This is a genomic window from Paenibacillus spongiae (assembly GCF_024734895.1).
In the GTDB taxonomy this organism is placed as follows: domain Bacteria; phylum Bacillota; class Bacilli; order Paenibacillales; family Paenibacillaceae; genus Paenibacillus_Z; species Paenibacillus_Z spongiae.
The window spans coordinates 5,659,556-5,676,592 of record NZ_CP091430.1 but is presented as its reverse complement, the minus strand read 5'-3'; the positions used below and the strand labels follow the sequence as shown (position 1 = coordinate 5,676,592).

General features: G+C 51.3%; 10 protein-coding genes. 5 read left to right on the top strand and 5 right to left on the bottom strand.

All coding sequences use genetic code 11. The annotated features are described in order from the left end of the window. Positions 1-55 precede the first annotated feature (55 nt). From galA to L1F29_RS25705, 3 genes are all read left to right on the top strand, one after another. Positions 56-2,461 (top strand): beta-galactosidase GalA, encoded by a 2,406-nt coding sequence (galA, locus tag L1F29_RS25715; RefSeq protein ID WP_258384881.1) that lies wholly within the window; start codon positions 56-58, stop codon positions 2,459-2,461. A gap of 136 nt (positions 2,462-2,597) precedes the next feature. After that, positions 2,598-5,021 (top strand): hypothetical protein, encoded by a 2,424-nt coding sequence (locus L1F29_RS25710; protein WP_258384880.1) that lies wholly within the window; start codon positions 2,598-2,600, stop codon positions 5,019-5,021. Further along, the gene (locus tag L1F29_RS25705) at positions 5,018-7,291 is read left to right on the top strand and encodes a glycoside hydrolase family protein (RefSeq protein WP_258384879.1); all 2,274 of its coding nucleotides are present in this window, start codon (positions 5,018-5,020) and stop codon (positions 7,289-7,291) included. Before L1F29_RS25710 ends, L1F29_RS25705 begins: the two co-directional genes overlap by 4 nt. Positions 7,292-7,395: 104 nt before the next feature. Here the strand turns inward: L1F29_RS25705 and L1F29_RS25700 are convergent, their stop codons facing one another. The 5 genes from L1F29_RS25700 to L1F29_RS25680 form a co-directional block, all read right to left on the bottom strand. Further along, on the bottom strand, positions 7,396-9,093 hold the full coding sequence (locus L1F29_RS25700) for a sensor histidine kinase (RefSeq protein ID WP_258384878.1): 1,698 nt from the start codon (positions 9,091-9,093) through the stop codon (positions 7,396-7,398). 10 nt (positions 9,094-9,103) lie between these two features. Continuing rightward, positions 9,104-10,678, bottom strand: coding sequence for a response regulator (locus L1F29_RS25695; RefSeq protein ID WP_258384877.1), 1,575 nt, complete (start codon positions 10,676-10,678; stop codon positions 9,104-9,106). Between the two features lie 69 nt (positions 10,679-10,747). After that, entirely contained in the window at positions 10,748-12,379 is a 1,632-nt protein-coding gene (locus L1F29_RS25690; protein WP_258384876.1) for an extracellular solute-binding protein, read from the bottom strand. 79 nt (positions 12,380-12,458) lie between these two features. After that, positions 12,459-13,352, bottom strand: a complete 894-nt coding sequence (locus L1F29_RS25685) for a carbohydrate ABC transporter permease (protein WP_258384875.1) — start codon at positions 13,350-13,352, stop codon at positions 12,459-12,461. Positions 13,353-13,380: 28 nt separating this feature from the next. After that, the gene (locus tag L1F29_RS25680) at positions 13,381-14,301 is read right to left on the bottom strand and encodes an ABC transporter permease (protein WP_258384874.1); all 921 of its coding nucleotides are present in this window, start codon (positions 14,299-14,301) and stop codon (positions 13,381-13,383) included. 417 nt (positions 14,302-14,718) lie between these two features. On the opposite strand from L1F29_RS25680, the gene L1F29_RS25675 reads away from it, so the two are divergent. Both L1F29_RS25675 and rarD read left to right on the top strand, forming a co-directional pair. Beyond that, on the top strand, positions 14,719-14,952 hold the full coding sequence (locus tag L1F29_RS25675) for an Ig-like domain-containing protein (RefSeq protein WP_258384873.1): 234 nt from the start codon (positions 14,719-14,721) through the stop codon (positions 14,950-14,952). 920 nt (positions 14,953-15,872) lie between these two features. Then, the gene (gene rarD / locus L1F29_RS25670; RefSeq protein ID WP_258384872.1) at positions 15,873-16,751 is read left to right on the top strand and encodes an EamA family transporter RarD; all 879 of its coding nucleotides are present in this window, start codon (positions 15,873-15,875) and stop codon (positions 16,749-16,751) included. Positions 16,752-17,037 lie beyond the last annotated feature (286 nt).

Genomic DNA, 17,037 nt, shown 5'->3' with positions numbered 1-17,037 from the left:
CTTGAACACCGACAATTTACAAAGAGCATTCAGAGATAAAGGAGAGATACGCACAATGAATAGAGAGATAAAACAGCCGCTTCGGGAGCGGTTTCTGATGGATTCCGGTTGGAGATTCGCCCTGGGACACGCTTCGGACATCAAGCTCGACTTCGGTTATTGGGAAGGCAAGCCGTTTGCCAAACAAGCCGAAGGGAGAGGCGCGATTCACGTCAAATTTGACGACAGCGATTGGAGAGAAGTCTCGCTGCCGCATGATTGGGCAGTGGAGCTTGATTTTGAATATTCCGACGATAACGACATCAATTATCACGGATACAAGCCGATCGGAAGACCGAACCCGGCGACATCGATCGGGTGGTACCGCAAGCGGTTTGAGGTAGCGAAGGAAGATGAGGGGAAGAGGCTATCCATTGAGTTCGACGGTATATTTCGCGACAGCATGATATGGTTGAACGGCTATTACTTGGGACGTCATGAAAGCGGATATACCAGCTTCCGTCGCGATATTACCGACTGCGTGAAGTTCGACGGGCCGAATGTGCTTGTCGTGCGGGCCGACGCAAGCCAAGTGGAGGGATGGTTTTACGAAGGGGCAGGCATTTACCGGCATGTCTGGCTGGTCAAAACCAACCCGATGCATGTAGCGCATTGGGGAACGTACGTCGTTTCGGAAATTGGCGACGGATTTGCGGATCTGACGCTTCAAACGATGGTTGTCAACGAAGACGATCATGCGAAAGCAGTCACGATCGAATCGGCCATCTATGATGCTGACGGCCGCCGGGTTGCGACCGTTCAGTCGGAGCCAACGCCGATCGGATCGTGGAAGGTGTGCGAGTTCAATCAGCGCATTCGTTTGGAGCAGCCGTGGCTTTGGGATTTGGAGTCGCCCCATCTCTATCGACTCGTTACGACCGTCAAGGACGGCGAAGCCGAAACGGATGTTTATGTAACATCATTTGGCATTCGCAGTATTCGCTTCGATTCGGACCAAGGCTTTTTCCTAAACGGGCGGCATGTCCCGATACGAGGCGTTTGCTGCCATCAGGATCATGCCGGAGTCGGAACGGCGCTGCCCGACCGCTTGCAATTTTACAGGATCGAGAAGCTGAAGGAGCTCGGCGTTAATGCATACCGGACATCGCATCATCCGCCGACGCCGGAACTGCTCGAAGCTTGCGACCGTCTTGGGATGCTGGTCATGGACGAACACCGGCAAGTAGGCTGCGGCGAGGAATTTGAGGGTCAATTGCGCAGCCTGGTCAAACGCGACCGCAACCATCCCAGCATCATTCTTTGGTCGATCGGAAACGAAGAGAGCGGGATTCAGGATACGGAAGCCGGCGCCCGTACCGCAAGAACAATGAAACGGATCGTAAACGAGCTTGATCCGACACGTCTTGTCAGCTATGGCGGGAATAACGGCGGACAAAGCGCGGGGATTAACGGCGTTGTGGATGTGCGTGGCTGGAACTATTGGAAAATCGGCGCCAATTTGGATGAATACCACAACGATCATCCACAGACGCCCATGATCGGCAGCGAAGAAGCGAGCACGCTGTGCACGAGAGGCATCTATGAAAACGATGAAGAACGGGGATATGTCTCGTCGTATGATGAAAACTTCCCCGGCTGGGGATCCGGTGCCGAGGAATGGATGAAGTATTATGCGGAGAGGCCGTATTTGGCCGGCGCCTTCGTATGGACCGGATTCGATTACCGGGGCGAACCGCTTCCTTACCGTTGGCCGTGCATCAGCTCGCAATTCGGCATGATGGATACGTGCGGTTTTCCGAAAGACAACTACTATTATTACCAGTCTTGGTGGACCGACCGGACGGTATTGCATCTATTCCCGCATTGGAACTGGCCGGGTAAGGAAGGGCAGGACATCGACGTGCGCTGCTACAGCAATTGCGAAGAAGTAGAGCTGTTTCTCAACGGCCGCAGCCTTGGCATGAAACCAATGCAGCATCTCGGGCATCTGAGCTGGAAGGTTCCCTATGAGCCTGGCGCTCTTGTTGCCAAAGGATACAGGAATGGACAAGAGATAGCGAGCGCTGCCAGAGAAACAACAGGCGTTCCCGCCGAGCTGCGGTTATTGCCGGATCGCTCTGCCATCGATGCCGACGGCGAAGATGTATCGAGCATTGCCGTGCAAATTGTAGATGCTTTAGGCCGGGTCATCCCCACAGCTGACAATGAAGTTGTATTCACCGTAACCGGACCGGGCGTATTAATCGGTGTCGGCAATGGAAACCCGAGCAGCCATGAGCCGGATAAGTATATCGGCAGCGGCACGGTTTGGAAACGAAGAGCTTTTAACGGACTTTGCATGGCCATCGTCCAATCGACGAAGCAAGCTGGAGATCTGTGCATTACGGCTGAGTCACCCGGATTAACTGCTGCCAAAGTGACGATCCGAACAGAGCCCTGCGTATCGTACCCTTCCGTGTAGCTCGTCAAAGAACAATCATCACGCTGACGCTTCAGCCCAATGAAATCGCTGCGATGGAAATCGGCAAGCGGATGGGCTGAACGCGCAGCTTTGGAACGAATAAACGAAAAGTTGCCGGTGTAAGGAGATGAAAGAGATGTTGAACATTTCTGCGGGAAATTCGAGCATTCTATTGGATCGTCAAGGCAGGGTAACCGGTCTGGCCGATACGGCTTCCGGTAATCGATATGAATCTGCCAAGCATACTATGCCGCTGCTTCGGGTTGTCGTTGACGGCCGTATCGAGATGCCGGAACAGGCCGATTATGAAGCGGCATCCGGCATAATAACATTGAAGTTTCCTGAGTGCAGGGCGACGGTGGCGATTCTGGCCGAAGAAAAAGGGCTTTACGCGACATTCGAAGTACAATCCATTGATGGCGATGTAGATGCCGTCATCTGGGGGCCTTACGTTACGACGGTTGCCGGTTCGATCGGGGAGTCAGTCGGCGTCGTGCATAACGGATCGTTCGCCCTCGGCCTGCAGGCGTTGAATATAAAAACCGTCGGGGGGTGGCCTCTCGAGCTCGATCGAATGGAATATGTTCAGCAAACGTATTCGAACAGCGGGATGCCGGACCCTGACAGCACGCAGCCTTCGGACAACAAATTCGAGTATGATGTTTGCGCGGCGTGGCCAACAAGCGAAGGAAGCATGCTGCAGGCGTATGCCCGGAATCGGGCAGATGCAGCCCGGCGCCCCGCATGGAATTTGCCGGATGTCGATATCGCGCCGATCGCGGGCGGCGACGCTCGAATCGCCGGGACCAAGATCGCCTTGTTCGGCTGCGCGGTCGACCAGGTTCTCCAAACGATCGAAGCGATCGAGATCGGGGAAGGGCTGCCGCATCCGATGATCGAAGGCGAGTGGGGCAAAACGTCGCCGGCGGCGAATCAATCGTATGTCATCACCGATTTCTCCGAAGCGACGATGGCGGATGCGGTGCGGTATACGAAGATGGCCGGCTTGAACTATGTGTATCATCCCGATCCGTTCTCGCAATGGGGACATTTCACGTTGAAGCCTAGCAGCTTCCCTAATGGCGACGCTGGATTGAAAGCTTGCGCGGTGCTGGCCGAACGCGAAGGCGTGAAGGTCGGCGTTCATACGCTCTCTAACTTTACGACGCTGAACGATCCCTATGTGACGCCGGTGCCGGACGAACGGCTGCAGTTCTCAGGATCGGCGCGGGCCGTCGGCAGCGTCGGAGCGGAGGACCGGGAGATCGAGGTAAGCGACCCGCAGCCGTTCGGGGCCGGATTGTTCCGGCGTTCGGCGAAAATCGGCAGCGAGCTGATCGAATACGACGCCGTGACCGAGAGCGCGCCTTGGAAGCTGCTGGACGTACGGCGCGGCGTGAATGGCACGGCTGCCGCCAAGCATGAGGCCGGCGCGGAAATCGGCCGGCTGTGGGATCACCCCTATGACGTCTTCTTTCCGAATATCGACCTGCAGGATGAATACAGCAGGCGGATCGCGGAACTGTTCCGAACGACGGGCTTGAAGCAGATTTCATTCGACGGCTTAGAGGGCTTATACGCCACCGGACATGACGGTTACGGCGTCAACCGGTTCGTCAAGATGTGCTACGATGGCTGGGGCGATGATGTGATCAACGATGCGAGCATCGTCGTTCCAAACTATCTGTGGCACATATTCACGCGATTCAACTGGGGAGAGCCGTGGGGAGCGGCAACGCGCGAAGGCCAGCTCGAATGGAGGCTGAGCAACCAGCGGTATTTCGCCCGAAACTTTATCCCGCCGATGCTGGGATGGTTTCTCGTCCGGTCCGCTTCCGAACGGTTCGAGGCGACGGCGCCGGACGAAATCGAATGGGTGCTGTCGAAAGCGGCCGGATTCGGGGCGGGCTTCGCATTGGTAGCCGATACGGCGGTGCTGCGGCGAAACGGCAATATCGAGCCGTTGTTGGCGTCGGTGCGCGAATGGGAGAAGGCACGGCGGGCCGGAGCGTTTACGCCCGAGCAGCGCAAGCGGCTGCGCGAGCCGAAGGGAGACTGGCACTTGGAACCGGCCGGCGAAGGCCGTTGGAAGCTGTACCCCGTTCACATCTCGAAGCCGCTTGTCTGCCATCCTGCCGAGCTGCAGCCGGGCCAGCCAGGGGGCGCCGACTGGGTTTATTTCAACTCGTATGCCGAGCAACCGTTGAAATTCACCCTGCGGGTGGTCCCTTCGTACGGGAATGAGGACGCTTCGGTGAAACGGCCGACTTTATACACCAACGGGGTTTACATGACATTCGATACGGAACTGAAGCCGAATCAATATCTCGTGTGCGAAGGCGGTCGGACCGGCAGCATCTACGATCAAAACTGGAATCTGCTGCAGACGGTGCAGGCGTCGGCGGATGCGCCGATCCTCCGAAGCGGGGGGCAGCCCGTATCGTTCAGCTGCAAATTCGAGGGGGATCCGAAGCCGTCTGTCAGCATGAAAATATCGGCGTGGGGCGAACCGGAGACGGTGGAGGCGATGACGGGCAATCTGGAGGACAGCGTTCTATGAGTCATGCTTATGCCCGAATGAATGAAACTGGCTGTGGAATGGCGTTCCAGCTGACCCAATACGATGGGGCCAGGCCGATCCGATCGGCCATGGGCGACTGGTCGGAATCAAGCGGTGAACAGCAGCTTGTTCTGGGCGAATCGTTGTGGGATATCCGTTATTCATCGCAACCGGTCGAAGGCAATGAAGAGGCGATGGATTGCCAAGTTACGTTTAAGGTTATCAAGGGAAGCTTGAACGAAGCGAGCGTATCGGTTGGACTCAGGCTGGACCGATGGTCGCAGGAAGACTACCTGTTGATGCCTGCGGCAGCTTACAACGGCAACCGTTTTCGGGTAAGCAGTCAAGCGTATCCGCCAATGCTGACCCTCGAGGATGAGATTGGTGTCGACATTCCGACGACGATTACCGATGTGCCGAGACTCAATCGGAATGAAGGGCCGTCGAAAATCGAATTGCGGACGGGAGACTTGGCTACACCGGCCGTCGGATGCTTCTTGCATCAACAGCAGAAAGGCTTGTTTATGCTGACTTATCAGCGAACGGCGCTAGGCGATTCCGGCTTGACCGTAGAAGAAAATGACGATCGTTCGGAAGCGCTGATCTCGATTGCGGCTCCTGCGGTGAGAAACTTTACATACTCAATGTGCAATGCGGAAGAGCCCTCCGGCGATCGCGGATACGATTTTCAAGAACAGGACGAGGTGACGATCAACTTTAGGCTTTATATGTTCGATTGCCCCGGCATTCCGTCGTTGTTTGATTATTTCACGCGTATCCGGAAAGACTTGACCGGCCCTTCGGAGCATCGGCATGAAATCCCATTCTCGACTTCGTGGGACATTCTAGAGGAGAAGTATAACCGGGACAATTGGCAGGCCGTCCACGAGTTTTACCGGTCGTCGACTTCGCCGGATCCGGTGTTCGGCGAATGGCAGACAGGCTGGGTCGGCGGGGCGATCAACACGTATCCGATGCTCGCCATCGGAAGCGGATTGTCCAAAGCGCGATCGATCAGAACGTTGAATTTCATGTTCGATACGATCCAGGCGCCTTCCGGATTTTTTTACGGTATCTATTGCAAGGGAAATCGATATGGCGACGCTTTCCGCCGCCATGAAGAAACGTCGATCGTTCTGCTGCGCAAAAATGCGGATGTCCTTTACTTTATGACCAAGCAGCTGATGCTGCTGGACCAATTAGGTGAAGAGATGCCGGCCAATTGGAAAGATGGATTGATTCGGGCCTGCGATGCATTCGTTCGCTTATGGAACAAATACGGTCAATTCGGCCAGTTCATTGATCTGGACAAGGAAGAAATCCTCATTGGAGGCAGTGCCGGCGCGGCAATAGCCCCTGCAGGGCTTACATTGGCCGGCCAATATTTCAACCGTCCGGACTATATCGCTATAGCGAAGGAAGCCGGCCAATATTATTACGAGCATTTCATGAAGCAGGGCGTTACGACGGGTGCGCCAGGCGAAATATGCCAATGCCCGGACAGCGAGTCGGCATTCGCGCTGTTGGAGTCTTATGTCGTCTTGTACGAAGCGACTGGCGACCGCAAGTGGCTGGGGATGGCTGAAGAAACGGCAAAACTATGCGCGACATGGGTTGTGTCGTACGATTACGAATATGCCGAAGAAACGGAATTTCGCAAACTTGATTTGCGTTCATCCGGCGCGGTCTGGGCAAGCGTGCAAAATAAGCATGCGTCTCCGGGAATATGTACGTTTTCTGGTGTATCCTTGTTTAAGCTTTATCGTGCAACGGCAAACGAATTCTACCTGGAGCTGCTCCAAGATATCGCGCATAACCTGCCGCAATACATGTCGCGAGAGGACCGGCCGCTTCGTATATCATGGGGCGGCAATCGCAATGGAACCCAATACTCGCGGCCGGGATGGATGGGAGAGCGAGTCAATCTAAGCGATTGGGAAGGCAAGGAGAACATTGGCGAGGTCGCGGGCGGTTCTTGCTGGTGCGAAGTTTCCAACATGCTAACTTATTTGGAAGTGCCCGGCGTGTACATTCAGCCGGATACGGGGAACATTCGCGCGATCGATCATGTTGACGCAGAGGTCGTTGACAATAATAACGCAGCGATGACGGTAAAGCTGACAAACCCTACGCATTTTACGGCAAAGGTCCGAATATTCGTAGAAAATTCGCTAGAGATGAAACGGGTATTAGGCGAGAATGCATTGCTCGATCATCGACTGATAGTCATTGGGCCGTCCTCCGAGTATATATTAACGATCGATAAATAATTGCAGACTGAAAAACATCAGCTTTCCTGATTCGTCTCTGCTTGTTGGAGCGGGACGCGCAGCAGAAGCCCCCATTCGAAATCGAACGGGGGCTTCTGCTGCGATCAGCTTTCCCTATAAGCGGGTATGACGATCTTCACTGTCGTTCCGATCCCTAATCCGCTGTGCAGTGAAACCCCGAAAGCCTCTCCGAACTGCAAGCGGATTCGCTCATCGACATTTCGGATTCCGTAGCCTGCCTCAGCCCTGTCTCCGACCTCTCGCAGACGCTCTTTGCTCATGCCGATCCCGTTATCGATGATTTTGAACACGATATTGCTTCCTTCCTGTTGAGCGAGAATCCGAATATGGAGCTTATCCCCGAACATAGCATGCTCCAACGCATTCTCGACGAAGGGCTGCAGGATCAGCTTCGGCGTATCGTAGTTCAGCAGCGGAAACGGAATGTCACAGCTAACCTCCAGCCTGTCCATTTGTTTGATCTTCTGGATGTCGATATAAGCTTGAACTTGCTCTACTTCTTTGTGAATCGGAATCATCGACTTTCCCTGATTCAATGTCAGCCGATAGAAGGCGGCCAGTCCGTTTACCATCTGGTGCAGCTTCTCCGTTTCTCCGAGACGCGATAACCTGCTGATCGAGGAGAGCGTATTATATAAGAAATGCGGTTTGATTTGTGCTTGAAGCGCTTCAAGCTCGGCTTCCTTTTTGCGAAGATTGCCTACATAGACTTCTTGAATCAGTTCTTCTATGTTCTGTGCCATCTCATTGAACGCAATCGAGATTTGCGCAAATTCGTCACGGCCGGAGTAGGGAATACGTTTGGAAAATCTCCCTTCTTTAAAAGAATGGAGCGAAAACACGATCCGTTTGATATGCTTGGAAAAATAATTCGAGACCGCTGTGCTGATAACCGCTAACAGCCCGAAGCTGGCCAGGCAAATAAAGAACGTAAGATTGCGGACTTTATGGGCGCCTTTCTCCAATTCCTGAAGCGGTACGAGCACCGCCAGATTCCAATTCATTCCCTCCAGAGGCTGCTGCTCGAGCAAATAACGATCGGGATGCGTCTGCCAGTCCTCAGGGATCGGATTTTGGCTGCTTTCATAGATTCGGTTGCCCTCAGAATCGTTGACCACCCAAAATTTAGGCGTATCTTGTTCGTTTCGATTATAATCCAGGTCCCCGAATAAATCGCTCATGCTCACCGCGATGCGCATGATGCCGATCGTCGATACGGTTTGGAAATGCATCAATTTTTGTAGGAGTGAAACATTGCCGTACTTGACGTCACGATCGACCTGCCGCCATAAGGACTGTTCCTTTGCCAGCATAAATTGCAAATACCAGTTCTCGTTCACGATCCGGTCTATGCGATATAGCTCGAAACGTTTTCCGATAATCGGAGAAACGTCGCCGGGCTTCGTATAGTAGATTTCCGGCAAAGTAGAATTAAGGACGAATATGTCTAGAAGCATGTCGTTCGAAGCCAGATTCAAGACGGAGTCCAGCTTCGGTGTCAGGCTCTCTTTAGTAATTTGGTAACTCTCATATGGGCTGTATGTTTTGTGCAGCAGCTGCTGAAGCGACTGGTCGAGGTAAATCTGATTGTCCACCCGCTCAATGACCTTCATTTTCTCCATAACATTATCATGGGCCTGCTTCAGTGTGCCGACAACGTTTTGTCTGGTTTGCTCCTTCACGTACTGTACGGATGACGTATAAGCAAAATATCCGATGGCAATGATCGGGGTAATGACGAGCAGCAAGTATGACAACAACAGCTTATATCGGAATTTCATGTGACCACGCTCAACTTTTTTTTCGATAATTGCCTGGCGTTAACCCATAACTTTGCTTGAAGTGACGGCTGAAAAAGGCAAGGTTCTGATAGCCGGCCTGCGCAGCGACTTCATAGATTTTCAATTTCGGATCCTGCAGCAGCTTTCGTGCCTTTTCCATTCGTTTACTGATCAGGGCCTCGTTGAATGACACATTCATTTCTTCCCGGAACAAGTAGCCCAAATAATTGGTGGAGAATCCGAACAACCGGGCCACTTCCTGCAGCTGCAAGGGCCGATGAAGATTGTCGGTCATATAGGCATCGATTTCTCCGATCAGCTTGCGATTCGGTTTCTTTCGTTTCATATGCAAATGCTCGGATATTTCGTAAATCTTCTTGCGCAGCCATGACTTGATATCGTCTATCGTTTCGAAAATGAACAGCACATCCATATGCTTGCGCTCGATGTTCAGGAGCTCTAGCAAGTTGGTATTCAAGGTCTGCAGATAGGTTTCAATTTTGGAGATGACGTACATCGAGAAATTGTATACCGACAGCTTGTCTCCGAGCTTGCGCACCAGCTCAAACACATCCTCAAGGCAGTCGTGTATTTGTACGAGATCGTATTTTCCGGTTGCCAGAAACAGTCCATCGAACAGCTTCTCCAGATCGGATGTTTGCTGGACAATTTCTCCCTCTGACTGTTCGGCGGTAATGACGCGGCTTTTGCCGACGAACATTTTGGCAGCCAGCAGCCGCTCCGCATTACGGTACGAGAAGGGGATCACGTTGAACCCGGGGACGAGGGTGCCGAGCGCGACTGTAATCGTATGTATACCGTCTTGCTTTACGGCATCGACCAACGCCTGAAGTTCTTCTATGGGCGAGGATGATAAACCGCTCATGAACAGGGCGATTTGGTTGTCTTCGATCCTACAGAAAAGCCCAAGCCGCAATTCCCGTATATGGCTTGTGATGGAAGCGTGGATATGATGAATGACGGAAGTCTGCTGTTCGGACGAAACTTGTTTCAACACCTGCGACAGATCGTCGATCTCAATAAGGGCGATGCATCCTTGGCCTGATTGCCATTCAATGCCGTATTTATTCAGGATAGTATCAATGAACGGGGATTCGAGTGAACCTTTTATCCACGAAAGCACCATTTCATTCTGCAGCAGGGAAAGAGACTCTTCCATATGCGTTTCTTTCACGTAACGCTCCCGTTCGTAATGAAGCTGTTCTTTGACGTTCTTCAGTGCATGGATTAACTCCCGATCGTCGAAAGGCTTCAAGATATAGGAGCTTGCGTTCATTGCAATTGCTTTGCGGGCATATTGAAACTCCTCGTGGCCGCTTATAATAATGATTTTGAGCGAAGGATTCCGGCTTTTTGCCTGTTCGGCAAGCTCGAGACCGGACATAATCGGCATTTGGATATCCGTAATCAGAATATCGACGGTCTGCCGCCGTAATAATTCCAGGGCGGCAAATCCGTTATAGGCGGTTCCGGCGACCTTCATATTCAGTTCATCCCATGGAATAAGAAGCTGCATCGCTTCCAAATCCAGCGGTTCATCGTCGACAAGCAGCACGTCGTACATGGTCGTTTTCCTCCATATATAGCAGGGGAGAGTATACAATGTATACTCTCCTGAATGGCTGCACGGTTATTAACCGCCGTTCATGATTTTAATATTTTCCTGCCATTTCTTCATCCGGAAATCAAGCACTTTTTGATAGCCGGCTTTCATCATGTCATCGTTTGCTTTGTTCAAGACCGAGAGCACATCTTCATCGCTTGCGGCATAGATCATCTGGGAGAAGGCTTGATTGAAAATATCTTTTACCGTCTGCAGAACGATGCCTTCTTCCGAATCAGGCAGGGGATCGAAATTGGCGAATGCGGTGACATCCGCGCTGGTTTTCCAAGCGATGTTCACTTGTTGATTCGTGACCCAATCCTGCTTGTCTTTCGGCAGCTTCTCATTAAGAGCGGATTTGACCGAATCGACGAGCTTCACATTGCCAGCCATCCAGCCTTCGCTAATCTTCATATTCGCGAGCTCGGCTTTATCGATGTTCGTATATTTTTCGTTCAGAATCGGCGAGCCGTTATCGTCCAGCTTATCCCAGAAAAGACCGGGAGGCCCGTAAATGAACATCAAATTAGATTCGCCGGTCAACCAATCCAAGTACGCAAAGATGCTTTCCGGATCTTCCGCGTTCGTGGTAATGACCGTTTTATCAGGCCCCGTTGAATTGTACGAGTTAATTGTGATCTTGTTCTTATCGAGGCCTTCTTTGCGAATCGGCCATATAAATTCGTAGCCGCCGTTTGGATCCTCCCCGCGAAGCTTGGCATTCGGCTTGTTGGCCCAAGTCGACAGGTTCGATTCAAGTGCGATGCCGACCTTGCCGCGGTTCAGCTTCTCCACGAACTGGTCATTCTTCTGCGTGAAGACGTCCTGAGTCATCAGCTTGTCGCGGAATAACCGGCTTGCGAACAGGATAAAGTCCTTGAATGCGGGATCTTCCGTAATCGGCTTCAGTTGGTCACCGTCTTGAAACATCATATTTCTTACGAAGAATGGGGGATTGTTTTCCTTGAAAGCCGAATACAACATATAAATGGCGGCAGGATTGCCGACTTCAAGCGGTACGTAGTCGGGATACTTCTCTTTTACAAGACGCAAGTAAGCTTCGAAATCCGCAACGGTTTCCAGCTTTGGGGATCCCAAATCATTGTATACCTTGCGGTTGATGCCGTAGCCGCCGTTGCCGTTCGCCCAGTTTTCGCCAATGTACCAGACGGGAAACGTATAGATATGGCCATCCCCCGACCGGTTCATATTGAGCGTAGTTTCGCCGGCCCATTTTTTCAGATTGGGATATTTGTCGATATATTCGTCCAGTGCCACGACCTTGCCGGATTCGATCAAGCGCTCCAATTCCGGGCCGGGGCTCATCGTAATAACGTCAGGCAGATCGCCGCTTGCGAACATGGCATTGAATTTCTGCTGGGCGGCTCCATTGCCCGTCACCCATTTGACCGTGACATTCTTGTTCTCTTGAATCCACTTCGTCGTTACGGTTTCTCCCCATGGCGAAGGGTTGAACGTATCGTCGTACTCGAAGTAGGAGAACGTAAGCGGCTTTGCAGCCTCCGACGTATTCTTCGAGTTGCTGTCGCCGCTGTTTGAAGACGGCGTTCCACCGTTCGAATTGTCCCCGCAGCCTGCTGTCAGAACACTCATGCTCAGCATCAGCAAGAGCGCGCAGACTGTCCATTTCTTTTTCTTCATACGATCAAGCATCCCCTCTCAAATCATTATATAGTTTATAGCATATATGTTAAAGCCGTTTCCGGCGTTTAACGCGGCATCATTCCTTGAGCGAGCCGACCAGTACGCCCTTGACGAAATACTTCTGCACGAACGGATATACCATCATGATCGGGATCGTGGCGACCATCATCGTTGCCATCACGACGGATTGATGCGTGACAGCTTGCAAGCTGGCCTGCGCTTGCTGCGCAGTAGCGCTGATTTCTTTGGAAGGGTCTTTCTCAAGCGTTGAATTGATAACCTGGTTCAATACCACCTGAATCGGCTGCAGCTTTTCGTTCGTCAGATAAAGCGTCGCATCGAACCATGCATTCCAATGGCCGACCGCTGTGAACAAAGAAAGGGTTGCAATGACAGGACCGGATACGGGTAGCGCAATCAAGAAGAAAGTTGTCAGATGATTGCAGCCGTCGATTTTCGCCGATTCTTCCAAACCATCGGGAAGGCCTTGAAAAAACGTGCGGAATATAATCATGTTCCAGACGCTGATCATTCCGGGGATGATCATGACCCAGAACGTGTTCATCAGATGCAGGTCGCGGATTAGGAGGTAGCTGGGAATAAGACCTCCGCTGAAATACATGGTAATCACGCAAACGATCATATAAAACTTTTTTCCGATCAATTGGCGTCGCGACAGTCCGTATGCAAACATAGATGTAAACAATATCGATAGGAATGTGCCGGAGACGGTACGCGCTATCGTAATCAGGAATGCGTGCAGCATTTTGCCGTCTCGAAAGACGTAAGCGTAATTATCCCAAGTAAAGACTCGCGGCCACAACGTAATGCCTCCGGATGCCGTATCGTTGCCTTCATTAAAGGAGATTGCAAGCGAATTCAAGAACGGATACAGCGTCACGAATGCCAGCAGTGTCAGGCTGATATAGATGACGGCGTCCAATGCCCAATCCTCGTATGATCGTTTCATGTCGGTTTCACTTCCTCTTTCCAAGGCACTACCATAAGCTTGCCCTGCCAAGTTTGCGCGCGATCCAGTTAGCTGCAACAAGCAAACCGACGCTGATTACGGATTTGAACAGACCTGCTGCCGTTGCATACGAATAGCGGTAATTAATGATCCCCACCCGATAGACATACGTGTCGATAATATCGGATACGGGACGAAGGATGACGTTGATGCCCTGATTGGTCAAAAGCAGGATTTCTTCGAAGCCGGCATTGAGAATCTGACTCACGGCCAGAATCAAAAAGATCATAATAACCGGAGTGATAGAAGGAATCGTGATCGATAGGATCTGCCTGAAGCGTCCGGCGCCGTCGATCGATGCCGCTTCGTATTGATGAGGATCGACACCCGCGATGGCAGCCAAGTAGACGATGGCACCGAATCCGATTTCTTTCCATACCCCCGTAGTAACTAGAATCGCCCAGAAATATTCGGGCATGGACAGCCAACTGACCGGCTCTTGTATCAGATGGAGCTGTTTCAGCAGCATGTTAATGCTGCCATTATCGACCGAGAGCATAGAGATGACGAATCCCGAAATGATGACCCATGAAATAAAGTGCGGCAAGTAGCTAATAGTTTGGACGATCCGTTTATAGACAGCATGCTTCACTTCATTCAGCATAAGGGCGAGAATGATCGGCGCCGGAAACCCGATCAGCAGCTTCAGCAAGCTGATCACGATCGTGTTCCGCATAACCAGCCCAAATTCGGGAGCGTTGAAAAACATCCGGAAATGTTTGAAGCCGACCCAGGGGCTGTGCAGCAACCCTTTTCCCGGGTTATAGTCCTGGAATGCGGTCAGGATTCCCCACATCGGAACGTAGTGAAAAACGAAAACGACCAAAATGGCTGGGATGACCATAATTTGAATATCCCATTGTTTCAGAAACCGCATGAATAGCTTCATGATGATGAATCCTTTCCGAACGAGGGATCGTTCTTAATTATTCGGGCTTATGCAACTAATTGTATTTAGAGCGATGGTATGTTTCTAGTTAACAAATCAACGAAAAGTATCCGATATCAACGTAATTGGTTGCCCGGAGCAGAGGGAACGATTGAACGTGAATCATCATGAATGCGATGATAGTGCGGATATTCTTTCAACAGACGCCGGAGAGGATGGAAGAGGTCCATCCATTCGTTTATTCGTGAAAAACGGCTCTCACGCGATCAAGTTCATGCGATTTACCGCAGACTGATGGACAAGCTCGGGGAACTGCAGGTCAAGCCGTCGGAGCTTTCTCACCAGTTATATGAGACGTGCTGCAAATAGGAAGGAATATGGACTTTCTTGAAATGTAAGTCTAACGATAAGATTTGAATGGATCATGCTTTCGAAGCAGGCTGCCATCGGCAGCCTATTTGCTTTTTTGCACAATATTGTCAAATAAAGAGGAATGGCAAAGAACGTAGTCTTTTTGGTGCAAGTGAAGCACAAATCAAAGTCAAAGATTCTACAGGAACTTTAGTAGGGTTGGGTACGGCGGATAAGCAAGGGGATTTCTCAATAGATGTAGAAAGAGACGAATTTTATGAACTTGAAATAAGTTTTTAGAGATATCCAGCGCGTTCTCAATCTTAGCAGCGCACAGAATAACATTAAAATTCACTTAGGTTATTTGAATGTTGCTAATGGAGAATGGAGCGATCAGGTTAGTTTACAATAGTGCTACGGTAACGTATCCTCTAGGAGATATGTGCATGAATAAGTTTGTTAGACAAATAAATGACAATCGAATAGTGTAGCCGAATAGGCTGCCAAAAAAAAGTGGAAGCACCGCTTCATGCCACTAGAGTGCCTTGGAGCAGTGCTTCCTTTTTCATTCATTTATTACATAAGTCAAGAGGATATTCTTGTTGCAGAGCGAAATGGATAGAAAGTTTTAAATGTCAGTGAGCTAATTGTTGACAAAGAAGATAAGTGAAGAAGTTAAAAAGAGAACCATTTTTTCACATGTGGCCATTTGCGGCGCAACGAGTCATTCGGTTGAGACCTAAAGAAGCCAGCCTTAACCGGCTGGCTTCTTCAATGCGGTAGCCCGCCTGAAGTAACGGGCAAGTCCGAGACTTTTCACTCAAGATGAATCGGCAGAACAGGAGGAACAAATTAACGAAATGCCCGAAGGAAAAATACCATTTTTTGGAGTGGGATCAGGATCCTTTGAAGATGAATAATGGCTCTACACCACACCCTCAATATTTACATTTGTACAAAAACAAAAACCGAATTTTGTGAAGGTGTCTACGAAAAGCCACGTAACGAACTTGCCAGTTCTGTATCCGTCTAGGGCTTTACTTCACTTAAGTACATCACAGAGGAATAAATTTCTTTACAGGAACGATAGCTCAAAATATACAATGGCAACCGAACTGAAGCGCGGCTGCCAGCCGATAGACCAAATATTTCCTTTGCTTAAGTGTAGAGCTTGGCGTATAATCCGTTCAGACATCGGAGCGAGAAGCGGGGAATTGGTTATGAACAACGGGTTGGTCAACGCCATTATCGCGTATATCATGTGGGGGGTTCTCCCGCTATATTGGAAGCTGTTTAACAACGTGCCGGCAGGCGAGATTCTGTCGCATCGGGTCGTCTGGTCGTTCGTCTTCATGGGTATTCTCGTCGCCGTCCAGCGTCGTTGGGGCGACATGAAGCGGATTGCGGCTAGCCGTGCGCTCCTGCTGTCGCTCGCCGCCAGCGGACTGCTGATCGCGGCGAATTGGCTCATCTTCATCTGGGCGGTCAACAACGGCCATGTCGTCGAGACAAGTCTCGGCTATTACTTGAACCCGTTGCTGAACGTGATGCTGGCGGTCGTCTTCCTTCGCGAGAAGCCAAACCGCGGTCAATGGCTCGCGATTGCCATCGCTGGCGCCGCGGTGCTCATCATCGCCTTCGACTACGGGCGGTTCCCGTGGGTCGCGATCTCGCTGGCCACGTCGTTCAGCTTGTACGGCTTCGCGAAGAAGAAGATCGGGCAAGACGCTTCTGTAGGCTTGCTGTCGGAGACGGCTGTCGTCCTGCCCGTCGCGCTCGGTTACTGGATCTACTTGGCCGCCATGGGAAAGACGACGGCATGGACGCTGCCCGCGTTCACGTTCGTCGAGCTGCTTCTGTCCGGCGCGGTAACGGCGCTACCGTTGCTCTTCTTTGCGCGGGCGGCCGCCCGGATGTCGCTGTCCGCGCTCGGCTTCGTACAATACATCGGGCCGACGATCATGCTGTTTCTGAGTGTATTCGTATTCAAGGAATCGGTCTCACCGGTTCTGCTCTTCGGCTTCGCGCTCATCTGGACAGCGCTCGTAGTATACGCAGCGGCATCGGTTCGAGACACGAGACTCGGGAAGGCAATCTGACGGCAAAGGTGCTCCGGCTCCGCCATAACGGCCATTTCCGTTCGACTGGGCGGAAATGGCCGTTTTTCCTTTTGTGGCGTTATCTGGCGTGCCAGAACACACTACGTTGACTCTCAGTGTACAAGCTTTATCCTTCGACCAACTAAATGGACGAAGACTATACTAATACAAAGGAAATATTTTTATATTTATTAATCGTTCCGTCCACATGCCGAATATATTTAGTATAACAGTGGGGACAAGTCATGAGGACTTCATTATCTTTGAAATCGCGGCCACATTCATG

What these genes read in the sequence shown, in the direction of transcription:
- L1F29_RS25705 (WP_258384879.1), top strand. Translation starts at nt 5,018, where the DNA reads ATGAGTCATGCTTATGCCCGAATGAATGAAACTGGCTGTGGAATGGCG.
- galA (WP_258384881.1), top strand. Translation starts at nt 56, where the DNA reads ATGAATAGAGAGATAAAACAGCCGCTTCGGGAGCGGTTTCTGATGGAT.
- L1F29_RS25710 (WP_258384880.1), top strand. Translation starts at nt 2,598, where the DNA reads ATGTTGAACATTTCTGCGGGAAATTCGAGCATTCTATTGGATCGTCAA.
- L1F29_RS25690 (WP_258384876.1), bottom strand. Translation starts at nt 12,379, where the DNA reads ATGAAGAAAAAGAAATGGACAGTCTGCGCGCTCTTGCTGATGCTGAGC.
- L1F29_RS25700 (WP_258384878.1), bottom strand. Translation starts at nt 9,093, where the DNA reads ATGAAATTCCGATATAAGCTGTTGTTGTCATACTTGCTGCTCGTCATT.
- L1F29_RS25680 (WP_258384874.1), bottom strand. Translation starts at nt 14,301, where the DNA reads ATGAAGCTATTCATGCGGTTTCTGAAACAATGGGATATTCAAATTATG.
- L1F29_RS25695 (WP_258384877.1), bottom strand. Translation starts at nt 10,678, where the DNA reads ATGTACGACGTGCTGCTTGTCGACGATGAACCGCTGGATTTGGAAGCG.
- rarD (WP_258384872.1), top strand. Translation starts at nt 15,873, where the DNA reads ATGAACAACGGGTTGGTCAACGCCATTATCGCGTATATCATGTGGGGG.
- L1F29_RS25685 (WP_258384875.1), bottom strand. Translation starts at nt 13,352, where the DNA reads ATGAAACGATCATACGAGGATTGGGCATTGGACGCCGTCATCTATATC.
- L1F29_RS25675 (WP_258384873.1), top strand. Translation starts at nt 14,719, where the DNA reads ATGGATCATGCTTTCGAAGCAGGCTGCCATCGGCAGCCTATTTGCTTT.